The sequence below is a fragment of the Nocardiopsis sp. L17-MgMaSL7 genome (genome assembly GCF_003182025.1).
Taxonomy (GTDB): domain Bacteria; phylum Actinomycetota; class Actinomycetes; order Streptosporangiales; family Streptosporangiaceae; genus Nocardiopsis; species Nocardiopsis prasina.
In genome coordinates, this window is sequence record NZ_QGTF01000013.1 from 1 (window position 1) to 15951 (window position 15951).

Here is a 15951-nt window from a genome sequence, read left to right on the forward strand (position 1 = left end):
CAGTCCTGGTCCCGCGCTCTCCTTCGCTGCCGCTGTTGCGTCGGGAAGCGTGACCGGCCGCGACACGAATCCCGGTCAGCGCAGGCATGGAGAAAAACATCGCTGTGGCCGTAGGCTCACCCGTGACAGCAACGACGAAGGTGGATGTCGGTTTTGTCTGTTTCTCGACAAGTTGGAAAAACGAGCGCTTGCCACCGGTAAGTTCGCAGGTGAAAAAGTCTGCTCCCCGCGCACGCGGGGATGGACCCCAAACTCCCGCGCGCCTGGTGGCCACTCCTGGGCTGCTCCCCGCGCACGCGGGGATGGACCCCGGTCGATCTCCGGCATCCCGAGAGGCTTGGTGCTGCTCCCCGCGCACGCGGGGATGGACCCCCGTGACAGGTCAAGCACCCACAGGCGTCCATCTGCTCCCCGCGCACGCGGGGATGGACCCTCGGCTTCGATGAACCACGCCGTGCCGTAGCTCTGCTCCCCGCGCACGCGGGGATGGACCCTCGGCTTCGATGAACCACGCCGTGCCGTAGCTCTGCTCCCCGCGCACGCGGGGATGGACCCGCCCAGGTCGAACGACCCGGGCGTCACGGCGACTGCTCCCCGCGCACGCGGGGATGGACCCGTGCCGTCGCGCACCATGGAGTACGCCCGGTCGCTGCTCCCCGCGCACGCGGGGATGGACCCTCCCACTTCTCCCCTGCCGCGTGGAGCGCTTCCTGCTCCCCGCGCACGCGGGGATGGACCCAGCCGCAAGCTCAACAAGGACACCCAGCAGTGCTGCTCCCCGCGCACGCGGGATAGTGCGTTGGCTAGGGGAATGACGCGAGCACTCGGGAAAGGGCCTTCTCACCTGCTGGTTTCCAGGTGGGTTTGCCTCCTGGGAGGCCCTGTTCACCGGCACGGCCTATCTCGATGAGGCCGAGGCTCCGAAGGACGGCCCAGCCTCGTGAGCGTTGGATGGTGGCCTCGTCGGTGGGGTATCCGGCGAAGAACTCGGTGGCGTTGGGGAGCAGGACCCACGCGGCACAGAGATCCGTGGCGGGATCACCTGAGCAGAGTTCGCCGAAGTCCACGACACCCGTGAGGGCTCCGTTGGTGGTGACGACGTTGGCCGGGTGCAGGTCCGCGTGCAGCCACACCGGGGCGTGGTGCCAGTGGGGTGCGTCAGTTGCGGCCTGCCAGACCTCCAGGATTCGGGGAATCTGGTCGGGGTCCGCGGTGCTACGGGCGTACCGCTCGAAGGCATCGAGGTCCTCGATGAGGTCGAGCGGGTGCATGCCGCGCTGGGGGTTGACCGGGGCGTCGGCTGGGGCTGGGCGATGGAGCGCGGTCAGGAAGTCCGCGAGCGTGTGGGGGTCTCTGGTGACAGGAGAGAGGTCCGCAGGATCACCGGTGATCCACGTGGTGATCAGCCAGGGGTGGGGGAAGTGTGGGGAAGGCCTGCCGAGGCGCACGGGGACAGGGACGGGCAGAGGGAGACCTGGGGCCAGCGTTGGCAACCACTGGTACTCCATACGCAGGAGGTCGGGTGCGCGTTGAGAACGGGGCATCCGGACAGCGAGATCCTCGCCCAGGCGCCACATCTGGTTGTCCCAGCCGCCCTCGACGGGACGCAGGTCCAGGTCAGCGAGATCCGGGTGCTGTTCTTCGAGGAGGGATCGTACGAGCGACTCGTTCACGGAGCCCACTGTAGGGGGCGGTGGTCGCCGCCCCCTACAGCTCGGGATCAGTGGACTGGAAGGCTCTCGGGTTCCTGACCGGCCTCGGACCGGCGCACCAGGAAGGTCGCGAAGAAAGCCAGGGTGACGATCACAGCACCCAGGACGAACGCCATGTGGATACCGCCCGCCTCGGCGACGACGGCGTCCGCGCCGTCGTTGAGCTGGCTGGCGGCGACGGCGGACATCACGGCGATGAACGTCGCGGTGCCGGCGGCACCGGCCACCTGTTGCACGGTGCCCACCACGGCGCTGCCGTAGGAGTACAGCGAGGGACGCAGGGAACCGAGCGCACCGGTGAGCAGCGGGGTGAACATGAGTCCGAGCCCGACGCTGAGCGCCATGTGCGCGGCGACGACGTACCCGAGCGAAGTCTCGGTGCCGAAGAAGGTCATGCTCCACATCACGAGCGTGACCACACCGGCTCCCGGGGTGACCAGGGGGCGGGGCCCGTAGCGGTCGTACAGCCGACCCACGAACGGGGCCAGCAGACCCATCACCAGACCACCGGGCAGCAGGGTGAGACCGGTCGCGAGTGTGTCGTGGCCGAGCACGTTCTGCATGTAGAGCGGCAGCAGGATGATCGTGCCGAACAGCGCCATGAAGCTCACCAGCACCAGCCCGATGGAGATCGAGAACTGGCGGGACTGGAACACCCTCAGGTCGAGCAGGGCCCGATCCTCCTTCTGGAGCCCGATCTGGCGCCACACGAACAGCACCAGGGCGACGGCACCCACGAGGAGCGCCGCCCACGGCGGGATGGCCGCGTCGGCGTCGGCCGCCTTGCCCAGGCTGGAGAAGCCGTAGACCAGACCGCCGAAGGCGAAGGCGGACACGATCACCGAGAGCACGTCGATACGGGCGGCGCGGGGTTCGGTGACGTTGCGGATGAAGGCGGCGCCCAGTCCGAGGGCGAGCAGGGCGATCGGCAGCACGAGTCCGAACAGCCAACGCCAGTCCAGCACGCTCAGGATGAGCCCGGACAGGGTCGGGCCGACGGCGGGCGCCACCGCCATGACGATGGAGATGTTGCCCATCACGCGGCCGCGGCGGTCAGCGGGGACCGTGTTGAGGATGGTCGTCATGAGGAGCGGCATCATGATGGCGGTTCCGCTGGCCTGCACGATCCGGCCCAGCAGGAGGACCGTGAAGTTCGGCGCGAGGAAGCAGATCAGGGTGCCGAGGGTGAACAGGGTCATCGCGGCGATGAACACCTGCCGCAGGTGGAACCGTTGCAGCAGGAACCCGGTCACGGGGATGATCACGGCCATCACGAGCATGAAGGCCGAGGTCAGCCACTGTCCGGTGGAGACCGAGATGCCGAGGTCGCGGTTGAGCGCGGGCAGGGCCACACCCATGATCGTCTCGTTGAGGATGACGACGAAGGCCGAGACAAGGAGGAGCGGGATGACGAGTCGGGTCGCGCGCTGGTCCGCGACCTCGTCGGAGTTTGTCACGTCGGGTTGCCTGGTCACATACTTCCTTGCGCGCTTGGGGTGGCCTGGATCCGGGGGATGAGCGGGGTGCGGGCTGTGCCGTCGAAGGGTCAACCCCGCTGGTCACGGCAGTATTCCGGGGCGGAAGGGGATGTTCCGCCGAGAACGCCACTGTGTCCTCCAGGTTAGGCGACGGAACGTCCCGTCTCGCCCGATTTTGCGCGCTGTGCAACCAACTTCCCCATGTGCCCTTCCCCACGTTGGTCAGGGCAGCTCGCAGACCCGTGTCGCGAACGACCACACGGCCGCCCCGACCAACGGGTCGATGCTCCTGCGTCCCGGTCCGCCGGTTCCGCGCGAACCCGCGCCCTCCACCCCGGCCACCCCTCCGGACAGAGCGGGCTCACCGCGCAGACCACCGCGGGGCCCGTGGAACTGGCCGCTCAGCGCGTCGGGGGAGGTGGCCGCGAACACGGCGGGCAGCGCGCCCCGGTCGGTTCCCTGGGCCCACGGGTACTGGAGCCGGTCCAGGGCCGTGGGTCGGGGCGGGGTGAAGAGCTCTCCCACGCTCGGTGAGAGCACCGGCAGCGAGTAACCGGGGTGCACGACCAGGCTCCGCACCCTCGATCCGCGCTCGGCCAGCCTTCGGTGCAGTTCGAACCCGAGCGCGTGGGTGACCAGCTTGGACTGCGCGTAGGCCCGCCACGGTGAGTACGTGCGCTCCAGTTCGAGGTCGTCGGGGGAGGGGCGGACCAGTTTGGCGCTCATCGACCCCATCCAGACGACGCGGCCGGAGGTCCGATCCAGTGACTCCAACACCTCGTGGGTGAGGACGTGGTGGCCGAGCGCGTTGGTGGCCAGGGTCAGTTCGTGCCCGTCCACACTGACCTCGCGCCGCGCCGGTGCGCCCACCAGTCCGGCGTTGTTGACCAGGGCGTCCAGCCGTGGGAGCCCGGCGAGTTCGGCTCCGGCGGCCCTGGCGCTGCCCAGGTCCGAGGTGTCGATCCGCACCACCCGTGTGTGGGCGCCCTCGACCTCCGCGCGCAGCGCCGAGGCGATCCGCTCACCGCGCCGGGTGTCGCGGCACAGCAGCACGACGTCGGCTCCGGCTCGGGCTAGGAACAGGGTGATCCACAGCCCGATCCCGGAAGTCGCGCCCGTCACCGCGATCGTGCGTCCGTCCATGTTCGGCGCCTGCCAGCCCATGTGCTCTGTCCCCTTCTGTGGATGGTCCTCGGGTCCGGCAGCCTAGGGGCGGGCCAGGAGCCGGTCCAGTTGGCCGCGCAGGGTCCGTTCGGCCTCCAGTGAGGACAGACCGCCGATCAGGACGCGCATGGACAGGCCGTCGGCGGTGGCCATGAGGCCCCGCGCGGCGGCGCGGGGGTCGGGGAGTTCGGGTGCGACCCTGGCGAGGAGTCGGGCGGCCTCGGCCTCCTCCCCGTCCTTGGCCTCGGCCAGCAGGCGGGCGAGGGTCGGGTGGTTGAACCCGGCGGCGACGTACTGGTGGAAGACCGACACCCCGGCGCGGGCCGTCTCGGCGCGGGGGATGGGGTGCCCGACCAGCTCCCAGAGGGTCTCACGGTCGTCGGTTTCCCTGGTGGACTCGTCGTGGAGCCGTGCGGCGCTCGACAGCATCGCCTCCAGGCTGGCCTGGAGGAGTTCGTCCTTGCTGTGGAACCAGTACTGGATGCGTCCGACCGAGACCCCGGCGGCCGCGGCGACGTTGCGCATGGACACGGCTCCCATGCCGTTCTCCGCGATCACCTGCCACACCGCATGGAAGATCTCGGTCCGTCTCGGGTCGGGTTCCGGGTTGTTCATCCCCCCATCCTAACCAAGGAAAATACGATCGTATTGAGATGGATGTACACTCGGAGTGCGGTCAATACGATCGTATTTTCCTTGGAGGGGTCATGAGCGACCACGAGAACCGACGTCACCGGCTTCGCCGCGCGCTCCAGGTCCTGGCGGTGCTGGCGGTGGCCTGGCTGGTCGTCGACAAGGCGGTCGCGGTCGTCGCGCCCGAGCCCACCGTGGGGCACTGGCGCAGTTCGGAGGGGTACGCCTCCTACCGGGAGGCCTACGAGGACGTGATGGCGACCCTGCCCGAGCCCACCCGCTCCCACGACGTGGCCACCGAGTACGGCTCCGTGCGGGTGTACGAGTGGACCGCCACCGAGGAGGGGGCCGAGGAGGATCCGCCGGTCGTGCTGTTGCCCGGAATCCGATCCGGGGCACCGATGTGGGGCGCGAACATCACCCACTGGGTCGGCCAGCGCACCCTCTACGCCATGGACGCGATCGGTGACGCCGGGATGTCCACGCAGTCGACGCCGTTCACCTCGTTCGACGACCAGGCGGCCTGGGTGGAACAGGTGCTCGCCGGTCTGGAGCTGGAACGCGTCCACGTGGTGGGGCACTCCTTCGGCGGTGCCATCGCCGCCGTCCACGCGCTCGAACATCCCGGTCGGGTGGCCTCGCTGACGCTCCTCGAACCGGTGATGGTCCTGCGGGGGCTGCCCGCCTCCACCTACCTGTGGTCCTCGCTGCTGCTGCTCCCCGTGCCGCAGTCGTGGAAGGACCGGGGCATGGCGGAGATCGGTGGGGTCACGGTCGAGGAGGTCCGCGAGCGCACTCCGATGTCGTCGATGATCGACCAGGGTTCACGGCACTACGACTCGGTCACCCTGGTGCCGCGCACCCTCTCGGACGAGGAGTGGCGGTCCATGTCGATGCCGGTCCGGATCGACCTGGCCAGCGACAGCTCCCTGGCCGGTGGCGAGGAGGCCGGGGGCCGTGCCCGGGATCTGGGCAGGGAACCCGTCACCGTCTGGCCGGAGACCACCCACTCCCTGCCCATGCAGGCCGCCGACGCGCTGGGTCCGGAACTCGCCGCGTACTGGGCCGCCCACGACGGCTGAGCCCCCGGGTCAGCCCTCCAGTCTGCTGCGCAGTTCCGGCAGGCCCGTGCCGCCCGCCTGGTCCAGGTAGGCGGGACGGCCCGCCATGAGCATGACGAGCGCGAGCAGCGGACCCTCCACCACGGGCAGTCCGGGGTCGTTCGTGGTGAAGTCCGCGTCCGTGGCCCGCAGGTGCAATCCCTTGACCTGGGACCTGCTGTTCACGGCGAAGTCGCGGGAGGCGAGGAACCGCGCCACCTCGGCCACCGCCTCGGGTGTGGGCTCGCGCTCGATCCCGAGCGGACGGCGCACGTCCTGGCCGTGCACGACGAGTTCGCCGAGCCAGGGGGAGGGGTCGCCGGAGGGCAGTCGGACGGGTTCGCCGCCCTCGGTGCCCAGGGCGGCGAACCTGGCCAGTGTGGCGGCGGGCTCGGACCGGGCGAAACGGGCGATCTGCCTGCGGTTGTGGGCCGCGGGGCGCAGGCCCGAGCGCAGGATGGAGACGATCCATCCGAGCTGGCCGATGGTCATGCCCGAACCGAGGTGCGCGACCACCTCGTGCACGTTCCACTCAGTGCACAGTGAGGTCTGGTTCCACTGCTCGTCGGTGAGTTCACGCAGGTCGGACACGAGGGCCGCGTGTTCGACGGCGAGCAGTCGCCTGGGGTCGGTCGTCTCCATAGGCGCACTCTACGGACCCGCTCCGACAGTTCCGGAAGGGCCGCGCCGACACCGTGTCCCCACTCCCATGGGAAAGCAACGACGTAAAGGCTGTGGCTCCCCTCGCCTCCGAAACCCGCCCGGTGTGTTGCCGCTCACTCCCTCGGCCTCTAAAATGAACGCCAATCATTAACCGGCGTCCCAGGAGCGACCCCATGAGCAGCCCCCTCCAGAACTTCATCAACGGCGCCTTCGTCGACGCCCACGGTCAGGACCGGCTCGACGTCGTCAACCCCACCAACGGGAACACCGTCGCGGTCTCACCCGTCTCCGACCAGGCCGACGTCGACGCCGCCTTCGACGCGGCGCGCGCCGCCTTCACCACCTGGCGGCGCGTCACCCCGGGGGAGCGGCAGCGGCTGCTGCTCAGGATCGCGGACGCGGTCGAGGCCAACGCTGAGGAGATCGTGGAGGCCCAGCACCGCAACACCGGCCAGCCCCGGTGGATGATCTCCCAGGAGGAGATCGCCATGGGCGTGGACCACCTGCGCTTCTTCGCCGGTGCCGCCCGCACCCTGGAGGGCCGCGCCGCCACCGAGTACATGGAGGGCCACACCTCCTACGTCCGCCGCGAGCCGGTCGGGGTCGTCGCCCAGGTCACGCCGTGGAACTACCCGCTGCTCATGGCGGTGTGGAAGATCGGCCCCGCCCTGGCCGCGGGCAACTGCGTCGTGCTCAAGCCCTCCGACACCACCCCCGAGTCCACCCTGGTCCTGGCCCGTCTGATGGGTGAGATCCTCCCGGCGGGCGTGTTCAACGTGGTCCTGGGCGACGCCGGGACCGGACGGCTCCTGGTGGAGCACCCCGAACCGGCCATGGTCTCCATCACCGGATCGGTCCGCGCGGGCCGTCAGGTCGCCGCCTCGGCAGCCAAGGGGCTCAAGCGCGGCCACCTGGAGCTGGGCGGAAAGGCCCCGGCGGTGGTCTTCGCCGACGCCGATCTGCCCGCCACCGCCAAGGCCCTGGTGGAGTTCGGCACGTTCAACGCGGGGCAGGACTGCACCGCCGTCACCCGGGTCCTGGTCGAGGAGAGCGCCCACGACCGCTTCGTGGAGCTGCTCGCCGAGGCCGCGCGTGGCACTCGGACGGGAGACGCCGACGAGTCCCGCAACGACTACGGTCCGCTGAACAACGCCCGCCACTTCGCGTCGGTCACCGACAAGCTCGGGCGTCTGCCCGAACACGCCACCGTGGTCACCGGGGGCCGGGCGGTCGGGGGCGACGGCTACTTCGTGGAGCCGACGGTGATCACCGGCGTGCGCCAGGACGACGAGCTGGTGCAGGAGGAGACCTTCGGTCCGATCCTGACCGTCCAGACCTTCTCCTCGGAGGCGGAGGCCGTGGAGCTCGCCAACGATGTGGACTACGCGCTGGCCTCCAGCGTGTGGACCTCGGACCACGCCGCCGCGATGCGCCTCACCCGCGACCTCGACTTCGGCTGTGTCTGGGTGAACACCCACGTGCTGCTCACAGCGGAGATGCCGCACGGCGGCTTCAAGTCCTCGGGTTACGGCAAGGACCTGTCGCTGTACTCGGTGGAGGAGTACACCCGGGTCAAGCACGTGATGCACGCGCTGGAGGGGTGAACCGGTCCTCAGGGCTCAGCCCGTGTACCTCTGGCGCAGGCCGCTGACCAGCGCGTCGAGCGCGAGCTCGAAGGCCCGGTCGGCGGCCGCGCGGGGGTCCGCCGACCGCTGCGCGGCAAACCGCGTGAAGGTGGGCGCGACCTCCTCCATGCCGCCCGGGTCGAAGATCCCCTCGGGGGCGGAGGCGTCGTATGCGGCGCCGAAGACCAGTGCCTCGACGCCGACGATGATGTCCACCGCGTCCGCGCCGACGATCCCGGCGTCCTCCAGGGCCCGGGTCACGCGCTCGTACATGCGCAGCGTCCGGGGGGAGTCGGCGACGGGCAGTACCGCCATGACCGGGATGAGCGCGGTGTGCTCCATGAAGCACCGCCGGTAGGAACGCGCCCACTGCCGCAGCGCCCGGTCCCAGGGTTCGGTGCCGAAGGCGGAGTCGTCGATCCGCTCGTTCACGCGTTCCTGCAACAGAATGAGTACGTCGCGTTTGGAGGCGACGTGGTTGTACAGCGCCGAGGCGGCGACGCCGAGCTCCTTCGCCAGAGCGGCCATGGTCAGGTGCCGGTAGCCCTGTTCGGTGACGATCCGGATCGCGGCCAGGGTGACGCGTTCACGTGAGAGCACCGGTGAGGAGGGTCTGCCCCTGCCCCGCCCACTGCGCGTTCCCTGACTCACTGGCGCCTGCTTCCTGTCGGCCCGGACGAGGTCGCCACCAGTCTAGGAGCGGCGCGCCCGCGCCCGTATCGGTGCTGCTCGCGGGAGTGTCCCGCTTGACACCGGGGGACTCCGTGTCCGTTAATGAACGGTATTCATTTAATGGTTCGAAGGAGCGCACCCATGAGTGGCACACACGTCATCGGCAGCGACGAGGTCATCGACCGTGACGTCGTGGTCGTGGGCGCGGGCCCGGCCGGGCTGATGGCCGCACGCACCCTCCAGGCGGCCGGACGCACCGTCGCCGTCCTGGAGGCCCGCGACCGCGTGGGCGGCCGTACCTGGTCACGGGAGATTGACGGGGCCTTCCTGGAGCTGGGCGGCCAGTGGGTCTCGCCCGACCAGACCGAACTGCTCGGCCTCCTGGACGAGCTCGGGCTGGACACCTACCCGCGCCACCGCGAGGGCGCCAACGTCTACCTCGCCCCCGACGGCTCCCGGCACGAGTACACCGGGGACATGTTCCCGGCGGGGGAGCGGACCGAGGCGGAGATGACGCGGGTCATCGCGACCCTGGACGGTCTGGTCGAGGAGATCGGCGTCGAACGCCCCTGGGACCACCCGCTCGCCCGTGAGCTGGACACCGTCACCTTCACCGAGTGGCTGCGGCGGCAGACCGACGACGAGGCCGCCCGCGAGAACATCGGCATCTTCATGGCCGGGGGCATGCTCACCAAACCCGCCCACGCCTTCTCCGCGCTCCAGGCGGTCCTCATGGCGGCCTCCGCCGGGTCGTTCTCCCACCTGGTGGACGAGGACTTCATCCTGGACCGCCGGGTGGTCGGGGGCATGCAGTCGGTCTCCCGGACCATGGCCGACGCCCTGGAGGAGGGCACGGTCCTCCTGGACACCCCGGTCCGGACCGTTCGCTGGAGCGAGGAGGGGGTCACGGTCCTCTCCGATCGCGCGACCGTACGGGCCCGCCGCGTGATCGTGGCCGTCCCGCCCACCCTGTACTCACGGATCACCTTCGAGCCCGCCCTGCCGTGGCTCCAGCAGCAGATGCACCAGCACTCGTCGATGGGCCTGGTCATCAAGGTCCACGCGGTCTACGACCGCCCGTTCTGGCGGGACCGGGGGCTCTCCGGAACCGGGTTCGGCGCCAGGGAGCTCTGCCAGGAGGTCTACGACAACACCAACCACGGGGACGAGCGCGGCACCCTGGTGGCCTTCGTCTCCGACGAGCCCGCCGACGACCTCCTGCGCCGGTCCGCCGAGGAGCGCAGGGCCGCGGTCCTGCGCTCCCTCTCCCACTATCTCGGTGAGGAGGCGCTGGAACCGGTTGTCTACTTCGAGTCGGACTTCGCCTCCGAGGAGTGGACCCGGGGAGCCTACGCCGCCAGCTACGACCTCGGCGGACTGCACCGCTACGGGGCCGACCAGCGCGCACCCGTGGGGCCGATCGGCTGGGCCTGCTCGGACCTGGCGGCCGAGGGCTACCAGCACGTGGACGGCGCGCTGCGCCAGGGCCGCCGCGCCGCCGAGGAGGTCCTCACGGACGCCGTCGGCTGACCTCGACGCCAGGAGGCCCGGCCCCGCTCACTCGCGGGGCCGGGCCTCGTTCCGTCAGCTCCGTGGCGTCACGCCCCCGAGGCCGCCGCGAACTCCGCGCGCAGCCGGACCACCTCGGCCGGGTCCCAGCCCGGTCCCGGCACGCTGGAGGCCAGCATGCGCGTGTAGGGGTGTTCGGGCTCGCGCAGCACGCGGCGGGTCGGCCCGTGTTCGACGGCCCGACCCCGGTACATCACCAGGACCTCGTCGGTGACCTGCCCGACCACCGCCAGGTCGTGCGAGACGAACACCAGGGACACCCCCGACTCCTCCCGGATACCGGTGAGCAGCCGCAGGATCTGGGCCTGCACGGACACGTCCAGTGCGGAGACCGCCTCGTCGAGCACCAGCACGGACGGGTCGGCCGCCAGCGCGCGGGCGATGGCCAGGCGCTGCCGCTGACCGCCGCTGAGCCGGTGCGGCCTCGCCTCCGCCTCCCGCGCGCCCAACCCCACCTGTTCGAGGAGTGCCAGCGCGCGCCGCTCCGCCTCGGTCCGGTCGGCGCCGTGCAGCCGCAGGACGTGGCACAGGCACTGGGAGGCGGTGAGACGGCGGTCCAGGGACTCCAAGGGGTTCTGGAAGACCAGCTGGACCTCCCTCGCCCGGCGCAGGCGCGCGGCGCGTCCGCGCTCACGGACGCCGCGCACCCGGCCCGACACCCGGATCTCCCCGGAGTCGGGCCGCTCCAGGCCCACCAGCATCCTGGCCACGGTGCTCTTGCCGGACCCGGACTCGCCGACCACGCCCAGCGAGCCACCGGGCGCGAGCTCGAACGAGACGTCGTCCACGGCCACCAGCTCCGGCACGCGCCGGCCCATGGAGTAGGCCCTGCGCAGTCCGCTCACCGACAGCGCCGCTTCGTTCGGGGTCATCGGATCTCCTCCTCGGTGCGGGACGGGTCCGCTCCACGGCTCGTCGTGTCGGCCCTGACACAGGCGACTCCGCCGTCGTCGAGCGGGAACGTCTCCGGACGCCAGGTCACGCAGACCTGTGTCGCGTCGGCGCACCGTGGCGCGAAGGGGCAACCGGTGAAGGCCGTGGACAGCGAGGGCGGCGCCCCTGGGATGGGTTCGGGGGCCAGGTCGGAGTCCAGCCCCGGGTTGCAGGCGATCAGCCCGCGTGTGTAGGGGTGGCGCGGGTCGGCGAAGAGCGCCGACGCCTCGCGGGACTCCACCACCCGGCCCGCGTACATGACGTGCACCCGATGGCAGTAGGCGGCGGCCAGGTGGAGGTCGTGCGTGATGAACAGGACTCCCATGCCCCGGGTCTCACGCAGGTCGCGCAGGACCGAGAGCACCTCCGCCTGGGTGGTGGCGTCCAGGGCGCTGGTGGCCTCGTCGGCGAGCAGGAGTTCGGGCTCGGTGGCCAGGGCCGCGGCGAGCACGACCCGTTGCAGCATGCCCCCGGACATCTCGTGCGGGAACTGGCGGAAACGCTCCTCGGGCCGGTTCAGGCCCACCTCCGCCATGAGGTCGAGGGCCCTGGCGCGGGCCTCGGCCTTCGGTGTGCCCAGGGCCAGGACCAGGCGTTCGGTGAGGAAGTCGCCCACGCGGCGGACCGGGTTGAGTACCGAGCGCGGGTCCTGGAACACCATGGACACCCGGCGGGAGCGCAGCTCGGTGAGCTCCGCCGGGGCGGCGCTGAGCACGTCGGTCCGGCCGACGCGGGCCCGGCCGTCGACGGCGGCGCCCTCGGGCAGCAGCCGCAGGACGGCGCGGGCGGTGGTGGACTTCCCCGACCCGGACTCGCCGACCAGGCCGACGACCTCGCCGGGCCGCACGGTGAGGCCGACCTCGTCCAGGACGGGCCGACGCGTCTCGGCGCCGGGGAGGGTGACGGTGAGGTTCTCGATGTCGAGCAGCATGGGCCTACCTCCGTGAGTTCAGCTGGTCGGCGACACGCACCCCGACGATGTTGAACGCGACCACGACCAGGGCGATGGCCGCGCCGGGGACCAGCGCGGGCCACAGCACGCCCTGGATCAGCGCGGACTGCCCCTCCTGGACCATCAGGCCCCACTCGGAGCTGGGCGGCTGTGCGCCGAACCCGAGGAAGCTGAGGGTGGCCAGGCTCATCAGGCCCTCACCGAAGAGCACCACCAGGTACCCGAGCAGGGCGGGTGCCATGTTGGGGATGAGGTAGCGCAGACAGATGACCAGCCCGCTCACCCCCTGCACCCGGTAGGCGTCGATGTAGGGCTTGGCGCACTCCGCCAACGCGACGCTGCGGGTGAACTTGGCGATGATCGGAGTGAACGCCAGCCCCAGCGCCACGACGGCCGTGGTCATGCCGCTGCCGAACACCGCGATCACGAGCACCACGAACAGCAGTCCGGGGAAGGCGTACATGACGTCGGTGACACGGGCGAGGAGGACGTCCACCCAGCCGCGCCGCCAGGCGGCCAGCGTGCCCATCGCCACACCCAGCGCGGAGGCGAGCAGGAGTAGGGCCAGCGGGCCGAGCAGGCTCTCCCGGGCGCCGTGGACGACCCGGGACAGCAGATCGCGGCCCATCTGGTCGGTGCCCAGCCAGTGGTCGGCGCCGGGTGGCGCCCAGATGTTGCCGAAGTCGATGGCGTTGGGGTCGGCCGGAGCGACCAGTGGGGCGAACACGGCGGCCAGGACCACCGCGACGAGGAACCCTCCGCTGACCCACAGGGCGCCGCGCCCCCCGGAACCGCGGGCACGCCCGAGGTCGGTGCTCACGGTGACGGCCGTGGTGGGCGTCTGGGCGGTCATACCCGGTTCCTTTCGATACGGACCCTCGGGTCCAGCAGCGGGTGGACGAGGTCGATCAGGGTCGTGACCCCCATGTAGGCGACCACCATGCACAGCAGGACGGCCTGCACGACGGGGAAGTCGAGGTTGTTGATGGCGTCCACCAGCAGCGCGCCGATCCCGCTGAGACCGAACGCCGACTCGATGACCACGGTCCCGCTGAGCATGCTGGCGGTGACCAGGCCGCACATCGTCACGACGGGGCCCAGGGAGTTGCGCAGCACGTGGCGGCGGACCACGTGCCGTTCGGCGATCCCCGACGCCCGCGCCGCCGCCACGTGCTCCAGGTCGAACTGCTCCACCATCGTCTGCCGGGTGACCCGGGAGACGATGGCCAGGGCACCGGTGGCCAGGGCGATCGCGGGCAGCGTCAGGTGGTGGACCCGGCTGAGGAACCCCTCGCCCAGGCCGGTCACCGGGAACCATCCGAGACGCACCCCGAACAGGGAGATCAGCGCGATGGCCAGGACGAACGACGGTACCGAGGCGGCCAGCGTGGTGCCCGCGGTGACGGCGGCGTCGGTGCGGCGCCCGCGGCGCACCGCGGACAGGGCGCCCAGAGCGATGCCCAGGACGGTGAAGAGCACCGCCGCGTAGGCCACCAGGGACACGGTGGCGGGCAGGCGGGTGAGGATGAGGTCGCTCACCGCCGCGTTGTACTGGAACGAGGTTCCGAGGTCTCCGGTGACGGCGCCGCTCAGCCAGAGCCAGTACTGCACCAGCAGGGGCTGGTCCAGGTGGTACTCGGCGCGGACCGCGGCGATCCGCTCGGGGGTGACGTTCTCGGGGTCGCCCACCAGGAACGACACCGGGTCACCCGGTGCGGCGTACATGGCGCCGAAGATCAGCGCCGAGCTGACGGCCAGGGTGAGCAGCATGCCGCCGAGGCGGCGCAGCACGTGCGTGGTCATCGGCCTTCGTCCTCTCGGGCGCCGAGGTCGGCGGCCCACGGGTAGAAGAGGAACGCGGAGGAGGCGGGCGCCCCCGTCACCCCGGGTCCCATGGCGAGAGTCGTCGGGACCTGGACGACGGGGATCCACGGCATGGCCTCGGTCCAGCGGTCCTGGAGCTCCACGGCGAGTTCGGCCCGTTCGGCGTCGTCGGTCGCGGCCTGGGCCTCCTTGACGAGGCTGTCGTACTCCTCGTCGGCGAAGCCGGAGTAGTTCACCCCGGCGTCGGAGGCGCCGTTCTTGTAGAAGCCCACGGGGTCGTTCTTCGAGACCCAGTACTCGTCGGAGAACAGGTCGACCTGGGAACGCAGCTCGGGGTCCACGTAGTAGCTGCCGAACTGCTGCCGGGGCACGGTGGCGATCCGCGCCTCCAGCCCGATCCTGGCGGCCGCGTCCACGAAGGCGTTGGCGATGATGGTGCGGGCGGGTTCACCGTCGTTGGCGATGACGATGGGCTCGTCGGGGACCCCGGCCTCCTCGACCAGGGCGCGCGCCAGTTCCAGTTCGGGCTCGTCGGGGTCGGCGGGGGCGGCGTCGATCGCCGCGTAGGCCTCCTCGAACCGTTCGCGTTCGTACCCCCAGCCGCCCGGGCCCAGGGGAGCGGACCACGGCTCGGCCAGGCCGCCGAAGGCCGCCCGGGAGATGCCGTCGCGTTCCAGTGCCAGGGACAGGGCGCGGCGCAGCCGGGGGTCAGCCAGGCCGCCGCGTTCGGTGGTGATGAGGGACCACACATTGGTGGAGGGACCCTGGTACACCTGCACTGTCTCGTCGCGCAGCAGCGGGACGGCGGCCGACGCGGTGTCGAGGTAGGCGCCGTCGGACTCGCCGGTGTTCAGGGTGTTCACCACGGCGTTCTCGACGGCCCAGCGGAACTCCACCCGCTCCACGCGCGCGGCGCGGGCCGTGTTCCAGTAGGCGTCGTCGCGCTCCAGCACGACCCGGCTGCCCGAGCTCCACTCGGTGAGCCGGTAGGGGCCCGTGCAGGCGTCGGTGCCCTGCGGTGTGCCATAGGCGTCGCCGTCGGCCTCCAGGGCGCGGCGGTCGTAGACGATGCCCCCGTTCCCGGCCATGGCGGGCACGAACACGGCGTCGCGCTGGCCCATGTGGACGGTGACCTCGCGGTCTCCCGTGGCCTCGATCCGTTCGACGTTCGTGTACTCGTCGGACTCCTCGGCGCCCTCCGCCGCGTGCCGTTCCATGCTCCACACCACGTCGTCGGCGGTGATCGGGGTGCCGTCGCGGAAGGCGGCCTCAGGGGTCAGACGGAAGACGACGGTGGAGTCGTCCTCCCACTCGGCGTACTCGGCCAGCCCGGGGCCGACGCTGAGGTCGGGAGCGACCTGCATGAGCCGCTCGCAGACGTTGGCCAGGACGGTGTTCTGCGCGGTGCCGCCGTTGGCGTCCAGGTCGAGCGAGGTGGGTTCGGAGGGGAGCATCCAGGTCACCGAGTCCAGCTCACCCGCGGCGGGGGCGGTGGTGGGGGTCAGTTCGAGCTCCGGGCCCGCGGGCGGGGCCGTGCACGCGGTCACTGCGAGCGCCAGGACGGCGGCGGGGATCACCGCTCCGGCGCGGCGTGGTGGTCTGTCCTTCACAACGGTCTTCTCCAGG

At 71.0% G+C, this 15951-nt stretch carries 14 protein-coding genes and 1 CRISPR repeat array; of the genes, 3 read left to right on the forward strand and 11 right to left on the reverse strand.

The window, feature by feature from the left end; translation table 11 throughout:
- Nucleotides 1-219: 219 nt before the first annotated feature.
- Nucleotides 220-800: a CRISPR direct-repeat array (repeat unit 29 nt; unit sequence CTGCTCCCCGCGCACGCGGGGATGGACCC).
- Between the two features lie 3 nt (nucleotides 801-803).
- The 4 genes from BDW27_RS20990 to BDW27_RS21005 all read right to left on the reverse strand — a co-directional run bounded on the left by BDW27_RS20990 (nucleotide 804) and on the right by BDW27_RS21005 (nucleotide 4969).
- Nucleotides 804-1682: an aminoglycoside phosphotransferase family protein gene (locus tag BDW27_RS20990; RefSeq protein WP_110051240.1), complete on the reverse strand. Its 879-nt coding sequence runs from the start codon at nucleotides 1680-1682 to the stop codon at nucleotides 804-806.
- A gap of 38 nt (nucleotides 1683-1720) precedes the next feature.
- Nucleotides 1721-3187, reverse strand: a complete 1467-nt coding sequence (locus BDW27_RS20995; RefSeq protein WP_110051242.1) for an MDR family MFS transporter — start codon at nucleotides 3185-3187, stop codon at nucleotides 1721-1723.
- Between the two features lie 225 nt (nucleotides 3188-3412).
- Entirely contained in the window at nucleotides 3413-4354 is a 942-nt protein-coding gene (locus BDW27_RS21000) for an SDR family NAD(P)-dependent oxidoreductase (RefSeq protein WP_110051244.1), read from the reverse strand.
- Nucleotides 4355-4396: 42 nt separating this feature from the next.
- Nucleotides 4397-4969 carry a TetR/AcrR family transcriptional regulator gene (locus tag BDW27_RS21005; RefSeq protein ID WP_110051246.1) on the reverse strand — a complete coding sequence of 191 codons (573 nt, stop codon included), beginning with the start codon at nucleotides 4967-4969 and terminating at the stop codon, nucleotides 4397-4399.
- Between the two features lie 92 nt (nucleotides 4970-5061).
- Between BDW27_RS21005 and BDW27_RS21010 the strand changes: the two genes are divergently transcribed.
- Nucleotides 5062-6069 carry an alpha/beta hydrolase gene (locus tag BDW27_RS21010; protein WP_110051247.1) on the forward strand — a complete coding sequence of 336 codons (1008 nt, stop codon included), beginning with the start codon at nucleotides 5062-5064 and terminating at the stop codon, nucleotides 6067-6069.
- A gap of 9 nt (nucleotides 6070-6078) precedes the next feature.
- Here the strand turns inward: BDW27_RS21010 and BDW27_RS21015 are convergent, their stop codons facing one another.
- A complete protein-coding gene (locus tag BDW27_RS21015) occupies nucleotides 6079-6729 on the reverse strand; it encodes a maleylpyruvate isomerase family mycothiol-dependent enzyme (RefSeq protein ID WP_017543108.1) in 651 nt (216 codons plus the stop codon).
- Between the two features lie 194 nt (nucleotides 6730-6923).
- Between BDW27_RS21015 and BDW27_RS21020 the strand changes: the two genes are divergently transcribed.
- Entirely contained in the window at nucleotides 6924-8354 is a 1431-nt protein-coding gene (locus BDW27_RS21020) for a gamma-aminobutyraldehyde dehydrogenase (protein ID WP_110051249.1), read from the forward strand.
- Nucleotides 8355-8369: 15 nt separating this feature from the next.
- On the opposite strand, the gene BDW27_RS21025 is transcribed toward BDW27_RS21020, so the two are convergent.
- On the reverse strand, nucleotides 8370-9026 hold the full coding sequence (locus BDW27_RS21025) for a TetR/AcrR family transcriptional regulator (RefSeq protein WP_110051251.1): 657 nt from the start codon (nucleotides 9024-9026) through the stop codon (nucleotides 8370-8372).
- A 162-nt stretch (nucleotides 9027-9188) separates the two neighbouring features.
- Between BDW27_RS21025 and BDW27_RS21030 the strand changes: the two genes are divergently transcribed.
- A complete protein-coding gene (locus BDW27_RS21030) occupies nucleotides 9189-10577 on the forward strand; it encodes an NAD(P)/FAD-dependent oxidoreductase (protein WP_110051252.1) in 1389 nt (462 codons plus the stop codon).
- A 68-nt stretch (nucleotides 10578-10645) separates the two neighbouring features.
- On the opposite strand, the gene BDW27_RS21035 is transcribed toward BDW27_RS21030, so the two are convergent.
- Genes BDW27_RS21035 through BDW27_RS21055 form a run of 5 tightly spaced genes read right to left on the reverse strand, consistent with a single transcriptional unit; the run spans nucleotide 10646 to nucleotide 15935 of the window.
- Nucleotides 10646-11488, reverse strand: a complete 843-nt coding sequence (locus BDW27_RS21035; RefSeq protein WP_110051254.1) for an ABC transporter ATP-binding protein — start codon at nucleotides 11486-11488, stop codon at nucleotides 10646-10648.
- Complete coding sequence (locus BDW27_RS21040; RefSeq protein ID WP_110051256.1) at nucleotides 11485-12480, reverse strand: ABC transporter ATP-binding protein; 996 nt, start codon at nucleotides 12478-12480, stop codon at nucleotides 11485-11487. Before BDW27_RS21040 ends, BDW27_RS21035 begins: the two co-directional genes overlap by 4 nt.
- 4 nt (nucleotides 12481-12484) lie before the next feature.
- Nucleotides 12485-13354 carry an ABC transporter permease gene (locus tag BDW27_RS21045; protein WP_110051257.1) on the reverse strand — a complete coding sequence of 290 codons (870 nt, stop codon included), beginning with the start codon at nucleotides 13352-13354 and terminating at the stop codon, nucleotides 12485-12487.
- Nucleotides 13351-14304 carry an ABC transporter permease gene (locus BDW27_RS21050; RefSeq protein ID WP_110051259.1) on the reverse strand — a complete coding sequence of 318 codons (954 nt, stop codon included), beginning with the start codon at nucleotides 14302-14304 and terminating at the stop codon, nucleotides 13351-13353. Before BDW27_RS21050 ends, BDW27_RS21045 begins: the two co-directional genes overlap by 4 nt.
- Nucleotides 14301-15935 (reverse strand): ABC transporter substrate-binding protein, encoded by a 1635-nt coding sequence (locus tag BDW27_RS21055; RefSeq protein ID WP_233515868.1) that lies wholly within the window; start codon nucleotides 15933-15935, stop codon nucleotides 14301-14303. The genes BDW27_RS21050 and BDW27_RS21055 overlap by 4 nt, the downstream gene beginning before the upstream one ends.
- Between the last annotated feature and the right edge of the window lie 16 nt (nucleotides 15936-15951).